Source organism: Peribacillus frigoritolerans (assembly GCF_040250305.1).
Lineage (GTDB): Bacteria > Bacillota > Bacilli > Bacillales > DSM-1321 > Peribacillus.
In genome coordinates, this window is record NZ_CP158190.1 from 3072455 (window position 1) to 3092986 (window position 20532).

At 38.8% G+C, this 20532-nt stretch carries 16 protein-coding genes and 1 pseudogene; 6 read left to right on the plus strand and 11 right to left on the minus strand.

What is annotated here, in order from left to right; all coding sequences use genetic code 11:
• Window positions 1-137 precede the first annotated feature (137 nt).
• Together ABOA58_RS15060 and ABOA58_RS15065 are read right to left on the minus strand one after the other, a co-directional pair.
• The gene (locus ABOA58_RS15060; RefSeq protein ID WP_350299037.1) at window positions 138-1334 is read right to left on the minus strand and encodes an MFS transporter; all 1197 of its coding nucleotides are present in this window, start codon (window positions 1332-1334) and stop codon (window positions 138-140) included.
• Between the two features lie 69 nt (window positions 1335-1403).
• Complete coding sequence (locus ABOA58_RS15065) at window positions 1404-3536, minus strand: PAS domain S-box protein (protein ID WP_350299038.1); 2133 nt, start codon at window positions 3534-3536, stop codon at window positions 1404-1406.
• 374 nt (window positions 3537-3910) lie between these two features.
• Here ABOA58_RS15065 and ABOA58_RS15070 point away from each other — a divergent pair, with 374 nt between their 5' ends.
• A complete protein-coding gene (locus ABOA58_RS15070) occupies window positions 3911-4825 on the plus strand; it encodes a YitT family protein (RefSeq protein WP_260320902.1) in 915 nt (304 codons plus the stop codon).
• A gap of 85 nt (window positions 4826-4910) precedes the next feature.
• Here ABOA58_RS15070 and ABOA58_RS15075 read toward each other — a convergent pair whose 3' ends face one another.
• From ABOA58_RS15075 to ABOA58_RS15090, 4 genes are all read right to left on the minus strand, one after another.
• Entirely contained in the window at window positions 4911-5105 is a 195-nt protein-coding gene (locus tag ABOA58_RS15075) for a cold-shock protein (RefSeq protein WP_034307294.1), read from the minus strand.
• An 843-nt stretch (window positions 5106-5948) separates the two neighbouring features.
• On the minus strand, window positions 5949-6155 hold the full coding sequence (locus tag ABOA58_RS15080) for a cold-inducible protein YdjO-related protein (RefSeq protein ID WP_061463486.1): 207 nt from the start codon (window positions 6153-6155) through the stop codon (window positions 5949-5951).
• A 126-nt stretch (window positions 6156-6281) separates the two neighbouring features.
• On the minus strand, window positions 6282-8408 hold the full coding sequence (gene recQ / locus ABOA58_RS15085) for a DNA helicase RecQ (RefSeq protein WP_350302885.1): 2127 nt from the start codon (window positions 8406-8408) through the stop codon (window positions 6282-6284).
• A gap of 156 nt (window positions 8409-8564) precedes the next feature.
• Window positions 8565-9398 carry a LysM peptidoglycan-binding domain-containing protein gene (locus tag ABOA58_RS15090; protein ID WP_350299039.1) on the minus strand — a complete coding sequence of 278 codons (834 nt, stop codon included), beginning with the start codon at window positions 9396-9398 and terminating at the stop codon, window positions 8565-8567.
• A 257-nt stretch (window positions 9399-9655) separates the two neighbouring features.
• Between ABOA58_RS15090 and ABOA58_RS15095 the strand changes: the two genes are divergently transcribed.
• Genes ABOA58_RS15095 through cotJC form a run of 3 tightly spaced genes read left to right on the plus strand, consistent with a single transcriptional unit; the run spans window position 9656 to window position 10739 of the window.
• A complete protein-coding gene (locus ABOA58_RS15095) occupies window positions 9656-9889 on the plus strand; it encodes a spore coat associated protein CotJA (RefSeq protein WP_048679115.1) in 234 nt (77 codons plus the stop codon).
• A complete protein-coding gene (locus tag ABOA58_RS15100; protein ID WP_063234474.1) occupies window positions 9890-10156 on the plus strand; it encodes a spore coat protein CotJB in 267 nt (88 codons plus the stop codon). It begins immediately after the preceding gene.
• A 13-nt stretch (window positions 10157-10169) separates the two neighbouring features.
• Window positions 10170-10739: a spore coat protein CotJC gene (gene cotJC, locus ABOA58_RS15105; RefSeq protein ID WP_350299040.1), complete on the plus strand. Its 570-nt coding sequence runs from the start codon at window positions 10170-10172 to the stop codon at window positions 10737-10739.
• A gap of 46 nt (window positions 10740-10785) precedes the next feature.
• Here cotJC and ABOA58_RS15110 read toward each other — a convergent pair whose 3' ends face one another.
• The 4 genes from ABOA58_RS15110 to ABOA58_RS15125 all read right to left on the minus strand — a co-directional run bounded on the left by ABOA58_RS15110 (window position 10786) and on the right by ABOA58_RS15125 (window position 16762).
• A complete protein-coding gene (locus tag ABOA58_RS15110; RefSeq protein ID WP_350299041.1) occupies window positions 10786-11658 on the minus strand; it encodes a CvfB family protein in 873 nt (290 codons plus the stop codon).
• Between the two features lie 121 nt (window positions 11659-11779).
• Window positions 11780-14614, minus strand: a complete 2835-nt coding sequence (locus ABOA58_RS15115) for an ATP-binding protein (protein ID WP_350299042.1) — start codon at window positions 14612-14614, stop codon at window positions 11780-11782.
• Between the two features lie 28 nt (window positions 14615-14642).
• A complete protein-coding gene (locus ABOA58_RS15120; protein ID WP_350302886.1) occupies window positions 14643-15026 on the minus strand; it encodes a response regulator transcription factor in 384 nt (127 codons plus the stop codon).
• A gap of 113 nt (window positions 15027-15139) precedes the next feature.
• The gene (locus ABOA58_RS15125; protein ID WP_350299043.1) at window positions 15140-16762 is read right to left on the minus strand and encodes a GGDEF domain-containing response regulator; all 1623 of its coding nucleotides are present in this window, start codon (window positions 16760-16762) and stop codon (window positions 15140-15142) included.
• Window positions 16763-17074: 312 nt separating this feature from the next.
• On the opposite strand from ABOA58_RS15125, the gene ABOA58_RS15130 reads away from it, so the two are divergent.
• Together ABOA58_RS15130 and ABOA58_RS15135 are read left to right on the plus strand one after the other, a co-directional pair.
• Window positions 17075-18265 carry an alanyl-tRNA editing protein gene (locus ABOA58_RS15130; protein WP_350299044.1) on the plus strand — a complete coding sequence of 397 codons (1191 nt, stop codon included), beginning with the start codon at window positions 17075-17077 and terminating at the stop codon, window positions 18263-18265.
• Between the two features lie 371 nt (window positions 18266-18636).
• Window positions 18637-19934: pseudogene (locus ABOA58_RS15135) on the plus strand (transposase).
• Between the two features lie 119 nt (window positions 19935-20053).
• Here the strand turns inward: ABOA58_RS15135 and ABOA58_RS15140 are convergent.
• Window positions 20054-20470, minus strand: a complete 417-nt coding sequence (locus ABOA58_RS15140; protein WP_350299045.1) for a hypothetical protein — start codon at window positions 20468-20470, stop codon at window positions 20054-20056.
• Between the last annotated feature and the right edge of the window lie 62 nt (window positions 20471-20532).

A 20532-nucleotide genomic window follows, 5' to 3' on the forward strand; every position in this document is an offset into this window, starting at 1 on the left:
TTAAATGAATCCCATTCGGCTTTTAAAGAATGTTCAAGCTACTTGATCATTTAGCAGGCCTCTCAAACTTGTAGAGAGACAAGTAAAAAAGACCTCTTAACCATGAAAGGGTAAGAGGTCTCTCGTTATATTTTCCATCATTTTTCTATTGTACTTATGGGTTTTCCCATTACTTTTAATTTTATATCTAACCTCATGAGCCATATTGTAAGCAGCATCCCGATCAGCGTGAGTAAACCATAAAATAAATAGACAGCATATATTCCTGATTTATCCAAGATTATCCCGCCGCTGAAGGTACTGAACCAGTTACCCAATCCATTGCCAATGGCGGAATAAAGCGTTATTGCTGTTACTGTTATTCGTGCAGGGACAACTTCCCTGATATATTGTAAAGCTGCAGGAATGAATAAGCCAAGTGAAAACCCTTGAATGACCGAAGTCACATATACGGTAGCCAAACTTGGTTCGGTGAAGTACAAAACCCAGCGGACCAATGAGGCCGTTCCAGCCAATAAGGTAATTGGCAGCAGGCCTATTTTATGGATCCAGGTACCTGCGATTCTCATAAAGGGGATTTCCGATAATACAGCTAAAAGGAACGCAATGCCAATTCCTGTATATGTCCCACCCCTTGCCTCTACAAATAAACCATAGTATACATTATTTGCAAGATTAGGACCAAATAGCAGGAACGTTATGGCAAGAAAGATAAGAAATCGTTTCATGGTGATCAATTCTTTCATTCCACCGAAAAGCTTCACCTTTTCCCCAGGTGGCTCTTCAGGCAAACGAAGAGCAAGACTAGCCGCAATCAAAAGACCGAAGAAAAAGGCATAAAATATCACTGAAGGACCCATGAAGGATTCAGATAACCTTCCCATTACAAAAACGGCCACACCGTAACCAAGTGATCCGAATAAACGGATTTTCCCATAATTCGATTTGATTTTTGTTGTATATTGAAGGGTGATGCTATCTGAAACCGGTATTATCGCACTTTGAAAGATAGCCAAAGCGATTGCGACGGATACTATAAGTAAATAGTGTTCGAACAGTAAGTAGCCTAAACCGAATACACCAGCAAGCAACGATGTCATTGCCAGTATTTTTGCTGGTCTCCCGCTCCAATCACAGACAATTCCCCAAAAAGGTTGAAAAACGATCATCACTATCGGTCCAACAGACATGATCGTACCTATTTCAATACCGGACAAACCAGCCTCATTGGCCAAATAAACGCTTAATAGCGGTGTTAAACTTCCTACTGCAAAAAAAGAAAATAAGTAAAATACCTTCAAGCTAATAATATTGACATGCTTTTGTTTATCCAAATCCAGTTCCCCCACGCAGACAGCTTCTAAAAAGTTGTTGATTTAATTCATTGCTTCCTAGTATGGATATTAAATAGGGAGCACGATATTAAAGACTGTACCTTTATTGACCTCGCTCTCGACAAAGACATTTCCCAAATGGCTTTCTATGATTTTAAAGCTGATCATGAGACCTAACCCGTTACCAGTTTTTTTCGTTGTGAAAAATGGTTCTCCCAGTCTCTTAAGCTGCTCTGGCGGCATCCCAATTCCTGTGTCGGTAATGGATATATGCACTTTATCATCTTTAAGTTCAGTCATGACTTTTATGAACCCACCGTCAGGCATAGCTTCCATAGCATTTTTAATGAAGTTCAATATGACTTGTTTTAATCGATTCTCATCACAACGAACGAGGATCTCTTCTTCATTGCAATCCGAAATTATCGTGATGTTCTTCTTCCTGGCTTCAAAATCCGTCAAAGATACGACGTTTTGAATGATCGGCACAAGATTCTTCGATTCCAATATCAAGGCCTGTGGTTTGGCCAATTGCAAGAACTCTTCAACTATATCATTCACACGATTGATTTCGTCCATGATTATTTCCAGATATTCTTGTTTATTTTCGTCCGTTTCATCTAATTGCAAAAATTCCGTATACCCTTTCATGGAGGTCAGTGGATTCCGTATTTCATGTGCCACTCCAGCAGCAAGCTGACCGACAGCGGCTAATTTATCCTGCCGATTGAGCATCTCTTCCGATTGTTTACGCTCAGTTATGTCATATCTAATTGTTAAATACTGAAATGGCTTTCCTTCTTCGCTGAAAAATGGAACAATTGTTGTATCGACCCAATAAAAACTGCCGTCTTTCGCCTTGTTTCTAATTTCACCTTTCCAAACTTTGCGTTCACCGACGGTCTTCCACATATTTTCAAAGAATTCATTTGAGTGGTATCCAGAATTAACTATCTTATGGGTCTGGCCTATTAATTCACCTCTCCCATAACCAGAAACCTCCGAGAACTTTTCATTCACTTCGATAATGACTCCTTTATCATCAGTAATCGCCACAATCAAGGATTGGTTGATTGCATAATGCATATCTTCAAGTTCCTTAATTGACTCCTTTAAAGCATTTTCTGCTTTTTTACGACTGGAAATATCCGAACGGATGGAAATATATTGATATGGTTTACCCTTTTTCATAAATGGAACGATAGTTGTATCCACCCAATAAACATTACCATCTTTAGCCCGATTGCATATTTCACCATGCCATGTTTTCCCTTGGCTGATCGTTAGCCATAAGTCAGTGAAAAATTCTTTTGGATGATAACCAGAATTGATGATGGAATGATTTTTCCCTATTAGTTCATGTTTTTCATATTGTGATATTTCCAGGAATTTTTCGTTAACATATGTAATGATTCCTTTTGCATCCGTGATGGCAACGATCGCCGATTGATCTAAAGCATAACGGATATCGCTCACAGTATTGTCGCTTTTTGCCAACCGCCGGCCTACGATCGTACTTGAAGCGATCAAGCTGGCAAGGATGAATAATGAAACGAAGCATGTAAGATAAAGCATAAATGGGGTGAGTGGAACAAATTCACCCGTTTCATTTTTCGCGTTCATCGGTAACACTCTTACAAAAAGATAATAGCCTTCAATGATTGCCCCGCTCATCATGAGAGTACTGACTGGTTTTAGCGAGGATTGACTTAATTTATTAAAATAAAATAATATTGCAAGTGCTGCTACAAATAAAATAAAGATACTGAAAAGCATACTGAAGACCGACAATGGACTAAAGTGCAAAGATTGGTTTAATGAGGATGTTCCCATTATATAATTAGATAATATGGCCATCGTAAACATGAAGCCGCAAAAAACGATTTGCAGGACTTGTGTTTTATACGAAATGGCTAATAACCCAACCCCTGCGAGAGCAATCGCTAATGCTAAAGAAAAAATTATTGTAAAAAAGTTGTATGCTGCCATTCCTGAATTATCGAGGGTGAATATGACCACAAAATTAAGCGTCCAAATAGCCACACCCATAGAGCAGCTGCTCCCTATATACACAAGGCGTTTATATCGCTTTATCGTCAGTAATGTTGTCAATAAATCCAACGCCGTATAACAAGCCATTATTATCAAAAGTACTGCAATCATAAAGAGAAAAGGATTTGATGCTACAATTGATTGTTCCATTTTTTTACTTGATCACCTCAAACGTTCTATTCTCCTATATTGTAATGGAAATTCATAGTACCACAAAGGTTTTTTATTCCCTTACCCCTATATATTTACACATTGATTCTTTCGGTGCACCCCACATCTCAATAAAATGCAGGTTTCTTTCATAAAATCAATAAAATTAGAAATACTATTGTTTTGTAAGGAGTAGAATAGGAATACATGGTATTGACAAGCATTTTCAACCCTGCTTCATCATTGCAGGACATTATCAATAACAAAAATAATTATTCGGGAATATATTAATCAAGAATGTTAATTTCTTTATTTAATTATACCTATAGGTTTATAATTAAATAGAACCTATATAGAGAGAAGGAGTGGGGGGCATGATTATGTCAGACCTGGCAGGTGCAAGTACAACAGAAATTATGCAAAAGAAGACCCAGCATAAAAAATTAACACTGAGACAAATTTTACAGAGAGGTCTACTAATTACAATCGGTGCGGTATTGATGGCTGTCGGCCTCGAGATTTTTTTAGTGCCGAATAACGTAATCGACGGGGGCATAACGGGTATATCGATTATGTTATCTTACATTACTGGATGGAAGCTTGGAATCTTTCTTTTCATTTTGAATCTTCCTTTCTTTTTTATCGGTTATAAACAAATCGGGAAAACCTTCGCATTATCTACCCTTTATGGAATTTTAGTCCTTTCCATTACCACTACATTGCTTCATCATGTACCAGCTTTCACTCAAGATATCCTCCTAGCGTCCGCTTTCGGCGGAATGATTCTTGGCATTGGTGTTGGAATGGTCATTCGATATGGCGGCTCATTGGATGGTACAGAAATACTTGCCATACTCGCGAGCAAGAAGCTCCCTTTTTCCGTTGGGGAGATCGTCATGTTTTTTAATTTATTCATCCTTGGCAGTGCGGGCTTCGTATTCTCGTGGGATCGTGCCATGTATTCGATCATAGCTTACTTCGTAGCATATAAAACGATGGATATCGTCATCGCAGGTTTGGACGAATCCAAATTTGTTTGGATTATCAGTGATGAATTTAATGATATCGGTGATGCCATAATGAATCGCCTTGGACGGGGCGTAACCTTTTTAGCTGGTGAAGGTGCTTATTCTGGTGATGATAAAAAAGTCATCTTTTGTGTAATAAACAGACTTGAGGAAGCTAAACTTAAAGAGATAGTCAAAAGTTTCGATCCATCTGCATTTCTTGCCGTTGGGGATATCGCGGAAGTTCGAGGCGGTCGATTCAAGAAAAAAGATATCCACTAATCATTCACCTGCTTTTTGCTTGATCCAATTGGCAAAAAGATAAAAAAAGCTGAAGGGAGAATCCCCTTCAGCTTTTTTTATGACCTTAATAGTTTCTTGGATTGTTGATTGCTTGAAGCATTCTGGTGCCGGGTTTCATCTCGCTGCTACATAACGGACAAACGTGTTCATCATTACTTGTAAAGTTATCGCGAATCCAACCTTTGCAATCTTCTGATGTACATTCCCACACCTTTGTTTCTTCAGGAATGATTTCTTCCGTATTATTTCTTCTATACATGTATCTCACTCCTTAGAATTGAATTGACTCCGTCCTGCATAACAGATCACAAGCCATAAAGATAAAAGAAGAATAGATGGCGTTTAATCTAAATTGTGAGTAAATACCCATTCGCAAATCTAAGTATGATCATTGTTCTTTCAACCAAACTTTTTGAATGGTAAGAACTTGAGATTACGACATGAATTTTTCATATCTCAGTAACCATTATATCATATATATGCTTTATATATTTGAGGAAAGATTCTAAAAAAGAAAGTAGTCCCCAAAATGAAACACAGTCCCTGACTTACCCTTCAAGATAATCGAGACTGCGCTGTTTAAGAATCCATTCCATATGGTTCTTCCTGCTCGTTTGATGGAACATCGAGCATGAGAGTAATTTTTAATGCCAAAACCTAAAACAATGAAAGCCCTGCCTCTCTCCCATCCATACGGTTCCTAGACCGTGCCTGCGAGAATCAGATAAAAGCTTGTAAGTACATGTTTATTAATTAAAACCGTCCGTAATTCCAATTGGGTAGATTAAATTCCAAAAGACAAATGGTACATAGAAGTAAGTTAATGAAGAACAGAAATGGATCGAGGAAAATACTTGGTGATTACATGTATTTCTTTTTTCTAGATATGTTTAACTTGATTCTACTTCATCATGAAAATGATGAAAAATTATTTTATTAATAAAAATGTTACTTTAAATTACCCTCCAGTGCTTTCTTTTCATAACACTGAAATTTAATGATACCACACATATTTTTATATGTAAAGCATTAATCCAGAATAAAACCACTCCGCCCTACTTCATTTTAAAATAAAAAATAAAGAGGCTAAGATTCACCTCTTTTATTTAAACGCATTATACTCATTTTCAATTTTAGGAAGTTCCCTGACTTCCTCAACTAATTGACTTCCACACATTGGACAATCATAGTTTTCCGAGGCAAAGTCTTTTCTCATCCAACCATTACAATCTGCTGATCCGCACGCATATACTATCGTATCTTCCATAACGATTTCTGGTTCCTCTGAATTCTTTTTACCAAAATACATGAGCAACCTCCTCTTTTTTATATAAAGACTCTGATTAAAGGCGCGAAATTTCACCTTTTTATCATTCCTAGTATACGCATTAAACCATATTCTTATTTATTCAATGAAGAAATTATCCAAAAATCCTTAGCACCTTTCGTTTTCCAGTCCTGCTTTAACCAAGATCGCTTTAATCATAAAGTAGGAAATATGCTCAGGCAGTGCTTCTTTTAATGGTTTCAATTTTTCAGAATCCAATTGTTTCGCAGTTTCCAAAACAAGATCAAAATCTTTCTCCAAGAAAATCTCATCCCAATTGATATCCAAGTGTTCTTCTGCACACTTTAATAAATGATTTTCAATTGAAATGGAAGACAGTCCTCTCAATGTCCCTATTTCCTTGATGGATTTGCCTTCCTGATATAAGCGATAGCTTTCTAAGTGAGATGGTTTAGTAGCTCGCTTTACCGTTTCCTTTGTAACCATAGTATTCGTTTCTAATTCTGGATGTGCCTGTACATACTGGGAAATCCCTTGTAAAAACATGGCTCCGAAGCGTTCGAATTTCTGCATCCCCACCCCTTTAACTTCCAGGAATTCCTCTTCCGTCCTCGGCAGTTTGACGGCCATATCTTTCAAAGATGCATCGGAAAAAATAATGAATGGAGGTACATTTTCCTTAATAGCCAATTCTTTTCTTAACTGTCTCAACTCTTCAAACAACCCATGATCCGCACTGATGCTGCTTACTTTTTTTATTTCCTTACGCAGTACTTTTTTCTGTCCCAATAGAACTTCCCTGCCAGCATTGGTAACTTTAAGTACCGGAAACTGGCCGCCCGTCATTTCGATATACTGTTTTGCTGTCAGGAAATCAATGAAATCACCTACATCCTTCGCTGATTGATCATTGATGATTCCATAGGTTGAGAGCTTCTGGAATCCGAACTCTTCAATTTTCTTATTGCGTGATCCCGTAAGCACTTGGGAAATCATCGTTTTACCGAATCGCTCACCCATTCTCAACATGCATGAAAGAACCATCTGTGCCTGTGTAGTTACTTCAACAGAGTCACGTTTATCTGTACAATTTTCGCAATGACCGCAATCCTCGGGGTTTTCTTCTCCAAAGTATTGCAGAATAAAGGCTTGCAAGCACCCTTCGGTAAAACAATAATCCTTCATTCTGTTCAGTTTCTTCAATTCCTGGGCTTGCCACTCCTGCGAGGGATTTGATTGATCAATCAAGAAACGCTGTATCTGCATATCCTGAGGGGAATATAAAAGGATACATTCACTATCCAAACCATCCCTCCCTGCACGGCCCGCTTCCTGGTAATAACTCTCCATGTTCTTTGGAGTTTGGTAATGGATGACGTATCTAACATTCGATTTATCGATTCCCATACCAAAGGCTGATGTCGCTACCATCAAGGGTATGTCATCACGAATGAATTGATCTTGCTGTTCCGAACGGTCTTGTTCATTCATGCCAGCATGGTATCGACCTGTTTTGAATCCCGCTTTTATAAGCTTCGCATACAAGGAATCGACTTCTTTCCTAGTGGCTGCATAGATGATACCCGATTCATTTTTGTTTTTCTCTAGATAGCGCATTAAAAACCGGCCGCGATTTTCTTCTTTCACTACGGAAAAGAACAGGTTATCTCTGGAAAATCCCGTTGATATTGTATGCTGCTCTGATATTCCGAGCGACTGACATATATCGTCCGTCACATGCGGTGTGGCTGTTGCGGTTAACGCCAGTACTGTCGGAGCTGATGGCATGTTTTTCAATAAGGTTTGGATTTTTAAATAGCTTGGTCTGAAGTCATGACCCCATTGAGATATACAGTGGGCCTCATCGATGGCTACCAATGAAATATCCACATTAAATAAATCCTGTTGAAATGCAGGATTTTCCAATCGTTCCGGCGCCAAATAAACCAACTTATATCTTCCGTGTTTAATATCGTTCATTCTATTGGATGATTCCAACCCAGAAATGGAGCTATTAAGAAACGTGGCATCAATCCCAGTTTGTTCGAGGGCATCTACTTGGTCCTTCATCAAGGAAATTAGTGGGGATATAACGAGTGTTACACCTGGTAACAGAAGTGCTGGAATTTGGTAACATATTGATTTACCTCCGCCGGTAGGCATGATTCCCGCCGTGTTTATTCCTCCCAACACCTGTTCGATAATCTGTTCCTGACCTTTTCGGAATGACTCATAACCAAAGTATTCTTGTAAATATTCACGTGCTTTTTCCATCAATTTACTATTCCTCCTATTTATCTTCTAAGGATTTATAAGGATCTATTTCTTCCATTGTACCTGCTTTTCCCGACAACCTAAAGGACAAAAAAAGCAGACACATTATGTCTGTGTCTGCTTTATAAATATATAAACATGTTTTGCATGGTTAAATTAATTCAGGATTTGCACTTTAACGTTTTTAACGCCCCAATTCACGGCATCCTGTTCGTTTGGAACAAAAATGTCCACTCTGTTCCCTTTGATGGCACTGCCTGTATCGGCTGCCGTTGCGTATCCATAACCTTCAACATAAACCTTTGATCCTAGTGGAATGACTGAAGGGTCCACGGCAATCACCTTTGCATCAGGATTAGCTTTCAAGTCCACTCCTGTGGCTGTTGTTCCGCTGCAGCCTTGACAATCAGCCGTATATGCGGTTGCACTTACAGTAATCTCTTTTCCAGATTCTGCTTGATCTTGGGATTCATTATTTGTGTCTGCTGGTACCGATTGTTCAACTGGTTCTGATTGTTCAACTGGTTGCGATTGTTCAACCGGCTTTGTTTGTTCTGCTGGCTTGGTTTGTTCTGCTGGTTCGGATTGCTCTGCTTTCTGTGCAGGCTCTACACTAGCAGCTTCGACTTTGTTAGCTGCCGGTTTAATGACCAGTTCTTGACCAGGATGGATTGTATCTGAATTTAAACCGTTCCAAGATTTAATATCATTTACCGCTACATCATATTTGTGTGCAATTCCCGATAATGTGTCCCCTGACTTTACTTTATAATGCTCTTCTTGAGAAATATGTATGGTTTCTCCGGCATAAATCGCGTCTGAAGACAAATCGTTCCAAGACTTAATATCTTCTACTGATACTTTATATGTTTGAGATATCCCCCATAATGTGTCTCCATCTTTCACTTTGACATCTTCTGCTTGTACCGGAATTGTGAATGCACCGGATATAGCAGCCGCTGCCGCTAACGATAAGATTGATTTTTTCATATGTTGTTACCTCCTTGTGAGCTGCTTTATAAGCTACGAGTTAAATCTTAACATAGTTTTTTTCTATACAAAGAACAAACAGATAAAGAATAGATGACAAACATCACAGTAAGATAACGGGACTATAACAAGGTTTTATAATATTCTGAAAAAACATCATTTTCCAGATAATTCCCTTTCCAGACCAGAGGAGTCATATTATGCATTAACCAGGCATAAAAATTAGAGGCTATATCTTTACAAAGGAGGTATTTTTTGTGACTCGCGAAAAGACTTTTACCTTAGTTAAGTCATATAAACCTTTCCATAGTAAATTCGATCCGTGTCCGCCTATTGGGAGAAAGTATTACAGGACACCTCCTAATTTGTATATTAATTTTCAACCGCCTAATATGGAGCAGTTCACACCTGAGGAAGCTTTGAAATACGGTACACTTTGGAAATTCTTTTATGATTTTTATGATAATCCATATCGGGAAAGGGAGACGTAAATGAATAAGAAACTGGATGATGAATATTATCAGTTGCTTGAACAAATACAGGCTGCCGATTTCGTACTTGTCGAGTTGACTCTTTATTTGGATACACATCCTAACGACCAGCAGGCTTTACAGCAATTCAATCAATTTCATGAATACTCAAAACAACTGAAATCGGTTTTTGAGCCTAAATATGGTCCATTATTGGGATTTGGAAACAGTCCAGGCGGTGAAAATAAATGGGAATGGGGCCAAGGCCCTTGGCCATGGCAGGTATAAGGAGAGATGAGCTATGTGGGTTTATGAAAAGAAGCTGCAATATCCAGTTAAAGTAAGAGACTGTAATCCTCGATTGGCTAAATATTTAATAGAACAATACGGGGGTGCTGATGGTGAGTTGGCTGCAGCACTCCGTTACTTAAATCAACGATATACAATACCGGATAAAGTGATTGGTCTGCTGACGGATATCGGAACGGAAGAATTTGCCCATCTCGAAATGATCGCCACGATGATTTATAAGCTTACAAAAGATGCCACACCTCAGCAGATGGCTGCCGCCGGACTAGGGGACCATTATGTCAATCATGATAGTGCCCTTTATTATCATGACGCAGCGGGGAATCCATGGACCGCCACTTATATCCAAGCCAAAGGAGATCCGATTGCAGATTTATATGAAGATATCGCCGCTGAGGAGAAAGCCAGAGCAACCTACCAATGGTTGATTGACATCTCGGATGATCCTGATATCAATGATTCCCTCAGGTTTTTGCGTGAGAGGGAAATTATCCATTCGATGAGGTTTAGGGAAGCTGTGGAGATTTTAAAAGAAGAAAAAGGTAAAAAGAAGTTTTTTTAATGAAATTCACAAGAAAAAAGACAGCGGAGAAAATCCGCTGCCTTTTTCATTTACGGTCTGAAGAATATGTCCATCCATCTTCCTGGTAAATCTTTTCTTCTTTCATCAGTTTGCCGAGAGCACGCTTGAACGCTCCCTTGCTCAAACCGAAGTGAAATTTGATATCATCAGCTGGCGTTTTGTCACCATAAGGCATTGCACCGCCGCGATTCATTAAATAAGTGAAAATGACATCGGCATCTTCCCCCATTAAATCTTGTTTAAAGGGGATTAAAGAAACGTTAAGCGTTCCATCTTCTTTACTATCAATGACGCGCCCTTCAACTAATTCACCAAGACGGGGCTCCTCCTTGCGTTCACTTTCGTGAATGAAACAGCGGTACCCTTCTTGTGAAATAAAGAAAGATCCAACCATAAGCAAACGATAGACATTTCCCTTAATACTGGTGTTACGAATTCCTTTTAAAGGGGCTTTTACTGCAATCTCCTGAATGACATCTTCGGTTGCAAGTTTACCAAACAGGCGATCATGACGATCTGTCTTCAGGGATACATATAGACGATCACCAACCTCGGGCCATAATCGATCTATATTCGGAAGGTCGTCCAGAGATACAAGAATATCTTTGGAAAGACCGATGTCAACAAAAACACCCAGTTTCCTTTTCACATTGACAACTTCCGCCCAGCCATACTGATCAATCTGGATTTCGGGTATCTTCATTGTCGCTGTTAGCCTTGCTTGTTTGTCATGGTAGATGAACACAGTTACTTCATCGCCAATCTCAAGTTCCGTTCCTTCATTCATTTCATTATGATGAAGTAAGACATCTTCTGAACCATCCGTTAAAAACCATCCGAAATCAGCCTTACGTTCCACTTCTAACTCTACAGCCATGCCGGCCTGAATTTTTTGCATGTATAAAAATCCTCCTGTAACTTACCTTTACCTACAATTGTACCCAATTATTTATTTTTCCAACATATTTGAATTTATCATTTTTTTGTTGTTCTGTATACCTATTACGGTTTTTTATTTTTTAACCCTTGTTTTCTTCATGGAATGCCTGCGGAACCAGAATATGCCCTTGTTTACCGTTACTTAATAAAGTATGCATGATCACTTTGGATAATTGGCTCGGTTTATACGGTTTAACTAAATAATCCTTTGCTCCCAAGGAAATTCCCTTCTCCCTTTCGTCAAGAGCGGTCGATACAAAAACGGGAATCTCATTCAAGTCAGCGGAACCTTTTAATTCCCTCAAGATCGTCCAGCCGTCCATCTCACCCTCTTCAAGAAGGATATCCAGTACAATGGCATCAGGAGGTGAGCTTTTTAGCTTTTGAAATGCCTTTCTACCACTTTTGAAATAGCTGACGTGGAAGCCACTGTCCATCAATTCATATTTTAACAGTTCCGCTAAGTTAATATCATCTTCAATGACCATAATTTCATGGCTCAGTTTTCTTGACTGTCCATCATTGTTCAGTCCAACTTCTTTCAGAGTTACTCTGGGTAAGGATATGGTGAATGTACTTCCATGTCCATAATTCGAAACCACCGTAACATTTCCGCCGTGTGACTTTATGATTTCATCAACGATGGCTAATCCAAGGCCGGTTCCTCCAATCCGCCTGCGATCTGAATTATCTACCCTATAAAATTTCTGGAATAAATGCGGCAGTGATTCTTTTGGGATGCCTAACCCCTCATCCTGGATATCGATGGAAAGCATATCGTCCCTGCTATATACAAGGACAGAGATCCTTCCCCCATCCGGAGAATATTTGATTGCATTGCTTAATAGGTTGGAAAAGGCTTGTTCAATTTTTAAGCGATCTCCTAGAATCATTAAATCCGTGGTTTCAATATTGAGCCGAATATCATGCTGTGCTGTATTAATTTCTAAATGTTCAATTACCTTTTGAATTAATGGAATGATTTCCACATATTTTTTATCATATATCTGTTTACCGGACTCCATTTTTTGAACATCCAAGAAATCATTGATAAGTGCGGTAAGCCTTTTTGCTTCATTATAGATTGTCTGTAAATATTTTGTCTGCCTTTCGGGTTTCAATGTTTTGTTCAGCATCAGTTCGGTAAAACCAAGGACGCTTGCAAGCGGTGTCCTTAATTCATGACTTACTGTACTGACAAATTCGGACTTCATTTGATCCACTTCATATTCTTTTGTAATATCACGATAAACCAAAATTGTACCATAACCTTCTTCGCGATAATGCAGTGTCTCAAGATATACTTTTATTACCTGATTACTCTCTTCCTTTTTGAATGTAAAACTTCGTTCTTCATAATTTACCCCCTCCAGATTATCAATAGCTTCATCCATTGCATGTAAAAACCTCTCCCCCTCCATTTGACCAGCCATTTCAGCACTCCACGTTTCCCATGGCAGGTCAATTATTTGCTCAGGAAAAGAACCTGTTTTAAAAATATCGCAAAATGGCTGATTGACCTGAATGACCTTTCTTTCCTGATCAATCAATTGGATACCTTCCTGAATCGTGTTCAGGATGTCCTGATTCAGCCTCCTATTCTCTTCCGTCTGTTCGTAAAGCTTGATCTTGTCAAGCGACGTTGAAATTTGCTTAGCCAACGTTTCGCATTCTTCCACTTCCTGATCGGTAAACGGGGTCCCATACCTGCTGAAAACCATGATGGCATCCACTTCTTTAAACGTGGATAAAACCGGAAGATATAAATCATAACTGTAATTCTTATTTTCGTGATACCCTTTCTCAGCCACATCTTGTTCTCTCTTTATTGTGAAGGGTTTCTTCTCTTCAAGAAGACGATGATTCAAACCGCTGTGGATATTATTCCGGAATTGCCGTACGCCATTTTCAGATATTCCGAATGACGAGAAGGCATCTTCATGAACTAAAGCAATCATTCCCCGATCGGCAGAAATCAATCTGCTCATATTAAGGACAATGCTTTTTAACACTTCCTTTTTATCTAAAGTAGATGATATACCATTGATCAGTTCATTCCTCCTCGTGAGCTTCTGCTCATTATCAGTGATGATTCCAAGTGTTGCTTGAAGTTCATTTTGCTGGGCTTGAAGTTCATCCTGCTGTGCAAGGAGTTCTTCATTATGCGCCATCAGTTCCTGCTCTTTTTCCTGAACGCTTGTAAACATTTTTTTGAATGCAATTGACAAAACCCCAAGCTCATCCCTACGGTTTTCCTTGACGGAAATAACAGCCTCCCGTCCAGCTGCAATTTCATTCGCCGCTATTGAAAAATCCGAAAGAGGTCTTCCTATGTTCCTGATGATCGATCTGACAATGAATAAGAAGATGAATAAAAAAATAAGGACGAATCCGACAAAGGCTCCTTGAATAATGGACTGCTCTTTCGTGAGATCATTCACATTTTTATCGAGCCTTTCCGTTAAAGTGCCAGAGTAAGATTTAATAGTACTTCGAAGATTCGTAATTTGTGCCGTAATTTCAGTACTATCCATTTTTTCAACCTCTAACTCCCCCCTTTTTTCGGAATCAAAGAAGGATGGTAGAACTCCACTAAAATAATATTCAGTAAATGTCTCAAGCTCATTGGAGATATTCTTATCCTCCTTTGTATTAGCAATCTCCTTAAACGCTTCAATATTCTCCGAAATTGAGGTTTCCTCATTTAATGCCTTATCCTTCAATGCATCATTATCGAATGCTATATATCCCTTAATATCTAAAAAGACCGTATTATATTGATCGAATATTTCATCCATCAACAATTGTTTATCCACAATGCTTTGCCTCTGTTGGATATATTCTGCATTCAAAGACTGCAAAATATAAAACAAAATCCCTGTTCCGACAATAAATAAAATGATGCAACCCGTCATTAAAGAGACTACCTGCCTAGATAGGCTTTTAGTAAAGTAAGGATTCAGTTTCATGCAAAATGACCTCTATTTTTTCTATTAATTTTAACGGACTAAATGGTTTGGCCATGAAATAATCCGCACCAGCTTCCAATATCCTTTCTTGTTCAAATTGTTGGCTTTTTGCAGATAACATCAAGATTTTCCCTTGGTTTTTGATTTCAGAGGACTGGATTTTTTCAATGATTTCCAATCCGGTATATCCAGGCATCATATAATCTAGAATGATAAGATCATACGTATTGCTTTCGAGAAGCTGTACGGCCTCCATTCCATCCGCTGCTTCGTCAACCTCATAATCTTCATCCTCTAATGTGTCAACCACGAGCATTCGTAACACTTCCTCATCCTCCGCTAATAAAATACGCTTCATCATTCATCCTCCTAATTAACCTTCACTCGAATGGTGCCTTACCTCCTGAAGTATTTAGACACCATTTTGCAAATAGAAATCCATCAATGCATAACTGAAAATCCGTTTGCAATTTAAATTAACTTCGTCAATAGACGCTCTATTCTAGCCTCAAGTTCCCTAATGCTAAATGGTTTCGTTACATAATCATCCGCACCAAGTTTCAATGCATTTGCAATATCATCCATACTTTTTCTTCCAGTTAGCATTAAAACGGTGAAAAACTCCGCATTACTGCTTTGTTTCACTTTCTGAAGCACTTCTATTCCATCCATGATAGGCATCACTCCATCCAGGATTAAAAAATGCACTACATCTTCTTTGGCTCGATTGGATTTCAAAAAAGATGGACCATCTTCATACACCGCGATATTCAAATCAAAATGTGGAATCTGAAGCGAATGCAAGGCTTTAGTTAAGATGGTGCGGATAATGATATCATCATCGATAACGGACACATTGAGCGATTTCTTGTTATTTCCCACTTCTTGCATGCTTTCAACTCTTCCACGGCCTGAGCGTTTCGCCTCATATAAAGAAGTGTCAGCTTCCTCCAAAGCCTCCTTGGGCGTAACATTTTCATGTTCAACCGTAAAAACACCCGCAGAAAATGTAACCGAAAATGTGTAACCATTCTGGATGAATTTCTTTGCAGAAAAGTCCTTGATTAATTCTGTTAACTTGTGTTTAGCTTCATCATTCGAAGTATCCGGGAAAATAATGACGAATTCTTCCCCACCATACCGGCAGATTAAATCCGAACTCCTGATATTGCTTTTGATGAATTGTGCAAACTCAACCAGTACAAGGTCGCCCACCGAGTGTCCGTATTGATCATTCACCCTTTTAAAGTGATCTAGATCAATGATGCTTATCGTAAAATGACGCCCTGACCGCTTATAATCATTAAAATATCGTGGCAGTGTATCCTCAAGGAATCTTCTATTATATACCTGTGTCAACTCATCAATAAGGACCGATTGATCAAAGATTTTCTTCCGCTGTATATGCCTTTCCATCTTTACAATAAACTCATCGATATCAATCGGCTTACCAATAAAATCATCAGCACCCATCTTGAATGCTTTTATCCGGGTATGTTTATCGTTCTGAATGCTGATCATGATTTTCGGTATGAAATATTTTTCGTTATGCAGATGAATCTCCTGAAGAATTTGAAAACCATCCTTTGCAGGTAACTGAATATCAAGAATCACGCAATCCGGCTGCATTTCAAAATATTGATTTGTCGCTTTGACGGGGTCGGCATTCGTTATAACCATCCACCCCTTATCCTCCAATAGATCTTTCAATAAAATCAGCATGGAAATATCATCGTCAATGATCTGGATAAGCGGGGCTTGTGAATCGCGGACAGGCTTAGCTTTTATTTCAACTTCATCGAAATGCTCATATTCATATGTATGTTCAATGAGCTCAAAAAGGAAATTCCTAAGTTCCGTCCGATTCCAGACCCGCTCACTGTCTTCATCAATTCCAGCCAATAAATGTTCTGTGATGGCCGTAAGTCCACATAATTGCAGCGTTCCAGCCGTCCCTTTGACTGAATGCAGAAAACGGAATATCTCTTTAGCCGGAATGGTTTGCCCTACATCCAGCTCCAGCCAATCAGAAAGTTTGTTTTTTATATTCCCAAATAAGCTATTTTTGTATTTTTCCATATTTACAAGATTCACTTCATATCACTTAACCCTTCCCACTCAAATGATCCCATGGTCATCCTATTCCTAACAATCTTAACAGTGACCTTTTAACTACACAAATCTATTTAATTAGATTTTCATTAGGTCTAAAGTATATACTTTCAGGAATATTTTACATCATAAGGGGTAGTCTATAAATAGATTATTGCCATCTTGCACAATTTATTTAGGATTTGTCATAAAGTTTACTTATTTACCTGACTAATCTTCTAAACCCACGATTTCAAACTCTGGTATTTCGGTGATATAATTTAATGATCAATTGAAAGGAAAAAGAAATCATTCATGACAAAAAAATTGTATTACACGTCCACCAAGACTTCCCAATGGGATACCAAAATTCGGGAGACCATTGAAGAAAACGGCTTTTACTATATCACTCTTGAAGAAACCGCTTATTATCCCGAAGGGGGCGGTCAGCCTGCAGATACTGGTAAAATAGAAGGAATCACCGTTCTTGACGTTATAAAAGACAATGATGGAAAGATCCATCATAAGATGGAGAGACGGCCAGATTCAGAGATCGTTCACTGTGAACTTGATTGGTCCCGCCGCTTCGATCATATGCAACAGCATAGCGGCCAGCATCTACTCTCTGCTGTCTGCAGGGAACTGTTTGACTCTAATACGGTCAGCTTTCACCTTGGAAAGGAATATTTAACGATCGATATAATGGCAGGATTTCAATGGACTGAAGTACATACTGCTGCTGCTGAAAAGCTAGTTAATCAATATATCATCGAGAATCGCGAAATACTTATCTATTACGTGACAAACGAGCAATTACAGACACTTCCTGTCGTCAAAATGCCTAAAGTGTCTGAAAATATCCGTATTGTTGAGATAGAAGGAATTGAATATAACCCTTGCGGTGGAACTCATGTAGGGCGTACCGGTGAGATTGGCTTAATAAAAATTTTCAAAACGGAGAAGCAGAAAGAACTTACCCGTCTCTACTTTAAGTGCGGCTTCAGGGCATTGAATGATTATTCCGAAAGTCTAGGAATTCTTGCTGCATTATCGAATAAATTCAATACCGGACGTACAGAGATCCTGAATAGGGTGGAGAAACTTGAAAATGACTATAAGCAGCTGCTATCGGCAAATGAAAACTTAAAACTTGAAAATGCAAATTTTCTTGCCGACTCCCTGCTTGCAGAAAATGGAGGGGGATTCATCTCTCGTATTTTCGAAGATAGCTCAATGAAAGAACTGCTTTACCTTGCAGGTACGATTGTAAAAAAAGAAAAGGTTACCGTATTATTAGCATCACGTAAGGAGCAAAAGGTCATCCTTTCACACAGTGGGGATACCCCCTTTCATTGCGGACAATATTTTAAAGCGGAACTGGGCTCGTATAACGGAAAAGGCGGAGGGAACGAACAGACTGCACAAGCAGGTTTTGCGTCACAAAATGACTTAATTGCTTTTTACGAATACACAGTTGAAAAATTAGGCCATAATCCTGGTGTATAAAACCGATCCGTAATGAGGGCATACGTGATGAACATGGAAATCATGACTTCTCGGAATTAGAAAAGAGAGGACAAATTAAGTCCTCTCTCCAGACTGTAGACAAACTCGATGAAAATCGAGCTTGTCTACAGTTTTTTTTCGCTTGTACAAATTTGGACGTTGATTTCCACTTCAGGCACTCGCTTTCCGCGGGCGGTCCGGGAGCCTCCTCGGCGCTCTTGCGCCTGTGGGGTCTCCCTTGGACTCGCTATTCCCGCAGGAGTCTCGCACCTTCCGTTGCAATCAACTATGTTTAAAAATTTAGATAGAACTCCTTTTGCCTACAGTCTTTTTTGTTTTAAAATAGATCTATAAAACTTGAGGTGATGAGGATGCTTTCGAAACATTATTCTATTCAGAGAGATCAACTTGGAATGATTACTTTAGATCAACTGGTGCCTGCGAACCATTTGGTTCGTAAAATTGAGGCTTCCATTGGGACTTCACTTTCATTTACGACTTGGCGAAAGATATGTATTCAGAGGTAGGACGCCCAAGTATTGATCCAGTTTTTAGTTAAACTGACATTCATTCAATATACCTAAGGTATTCGTTCTATGCGTAAAATGATTGAAGAAGCTGAAACAAATATGGCTTACCATTGGTTCTTAGGCTCTGGTTTCCATGATAAAGCACCTCATTTCTCAACGTTCGGGAAAAATTATGAGCGAAGCTTTAAAGATACAGACCTGTTTGAACACATATTCGTCGATTCCACTCATGTAAAGCCAATGCGAATAAGCCCAAATTTGAAAAGGAAATCGTACGCAAAGAAACTCGAGCATAACAAGGACGTCTTCAAGATGAAATAAATCAAGATCGTGAAAATCATGGAAAGAAGCCTTTTCCACCAGATAAATTTGATAAGGAAGAAACCAGAGCAATTAAAGAAAGTACTACGGATCCGAGAGTGGCTACTATGTAAAGATTGACGAATAAAACAGTTTGCCTATTCATTCTACGCGGCCGCAGACCGAAACGGTTTTGTATTGGGAAGAATGTAACACTTGGTAATACACATGACAGTCATATTTTGGAGCCACTTGTTGAGCAATTGATTGAGAAAGTTGGAAAACCAGAAGCAGTTGCCGCATATGCAGCTTATAAAACACCAGCGATTACAAGCTACCTATTTAACAAAGAAATCACACCTGCTTTACCCTATACACATCACCGTACAAAAGAAGGATTCTTTCGCAAACATGACTATGTTTATGATGAACACTTTGATTGTTATCTTTGCCCTTCGGGTGAAACTTTAAAGTACTCAACAACAAATAAAGAGGGCTATCGCGAGTACAAATCGCCAAAACATATTTGTGCAACGTGCTCATTTTTATCACGGTGTACAGAAAGCAAAGACCATCAAAAAGTAGTGACACGGCATATCTGGCAAGCATATGTGGAAGAAGCAGATCATCTGCGTCATCAACAAGATGTAAAACCTATATATGCGAAACGTAAAGAAACGATTGAGCGTGTATTCGCAGATGCAAAAGAAAAGCATGGTATGCGTTGGACTACTTTAAGGGGACTTAAAAAATTGTCGATGTAATCGATGCTTACTTTCGCTGCCATTAATTTAAAGAAGATGGCCACGTGGACATTGCAAGGTCCTAAAATGGCTTAACATAGTGGCTCGAAGAACCCAAATCTCTTAACCTTTGGTCAAAAGGGGTTCGGAATTTTTTAATTCCGAACCCCTTTGTCTAAAAACTGAAGAGAGGACAAATTAAGTCCTCTCTCTTTTTATTCTTCCATTTTCAATTTCCCTAACCCGTGTTCTTCAATATGTAGATGATATTTTTCCTCGAGCTCCATGATGCGTATAAACGCTTCCTCCTGATTATATTCATGGTTTTCAGACTCCTCGGCAAACTCTTTTCTAGCCAAATGATAGGCAAGCTTATCCCTGAACACTCCATCTTCATACTCATTTATGACTGTTTGAAGTTGATCCTCCAATTCCCGGCTCAAATCATAAATTTCATATTCCTTCACAAACTGTACTCCTTCCATGCCGAAATCTTTGGCAAAGGAATTGAGATACTGTTCCATCTCACTAAATTCTTCTTTATTATCTTCAGTATCGGAAGCAACCCAATATCCGTACTGAACCATTTTGAATAATGTTTCATACTGTTTCTTGGTAAAATTGATTTTCATTGTCGATACTCCTTTTCCTGTTTCCTTACAACAAAAAGAATAAACCGCATTGAAACAAAAGT

Coding starts and splice junctions, on each gene's coding strand:
- ABOA58_RS15065 (WP_350299038.1), bottom strand. CDS start 3,536: ATGGAACAATCAATTGTAGCATCAAATCCTTTTCTCTTTATGATTGCA.
- ABOA58_RS15070 (WP_260320902.1), top strand. CDS start 3,911: ATGATTATGTCAGACCTGGCAGGTGCAAGTACAACAGAAATTATGCAA.
- ABOA58_RS15075 (WP_034307294.1), bottom strand. CDS start 5,105: ATGTATAGAAGAAATAATACGGAAGAAATCATTCCTGAAGAAACAAAG.
- ABOA58_RS15080 (WP_061463486.1), bottom strand. CDS start 6,155: ATGTATTTTGGTAAAAAGAATTCAGAGGAACCAGAAATCGTTATGGAA.
- recQ (WP_350302885.1), bottom strand. CDS start 8,408: ATGGAAAAAGCACGTGAATATTTACAAGAATACTTTGGTTATGAGTCA.
- ABOA58_RS15090 (WP_350299039.1), bottom strand. CDS start 9,398: ATGAAAAAATCAATCTTATCGTTAGCGGCAGCGGCTGCTATATCCGGT.
- ABOA58_RS15100 (WP_063234474.1), top strand. CDS start 9,890: ATGAATAAGAAACTGGATGATGAATATTATCAGTTGCTTGAACAAATA.
- cotJC (WP_350299040.1), top strand. CDS start 10,170: ATGTGGGTTTATGAAAAGAAGCTGCAATATCCAGTTAAAGTAAGAGAC.
- ABOA58_RS15110 (WP_350299041.1), bottom strand. CDS start 11,658: ATGCAAAAAATTCAGGCCGGCATGGCTGTAGAGTTAGAAGTGGAACGT.
- ABOA58_RS15115 (WP_350299042.1), bottom strand. CDS start 14,614: ATGACGGGTTGCATCATTTTATTTATTGTCGGAACAGGGATTTTGTTT.
- ABOA58_RS15120 (WP_350302886.1), bottom strand. CDS start 15,026: ATGAAGCGTATTTTATTAGCGGAGGATGAGGAAGTGTTACGAATGCTC.
- ABOA58_RS15130 (WP_350299044.1), top strand. CDS start 17,075: ATGACAAAAAAATTGTATTACACGTCCACCAAGACTTCCCAATGGGAT.
- ABOA58_RS15140 (WP_350299045.1), bottom strand. CDS start 20,470: ATGAAAATCAATTTTACCAAGAAACAGTATGAAACATTATTCAAAATG.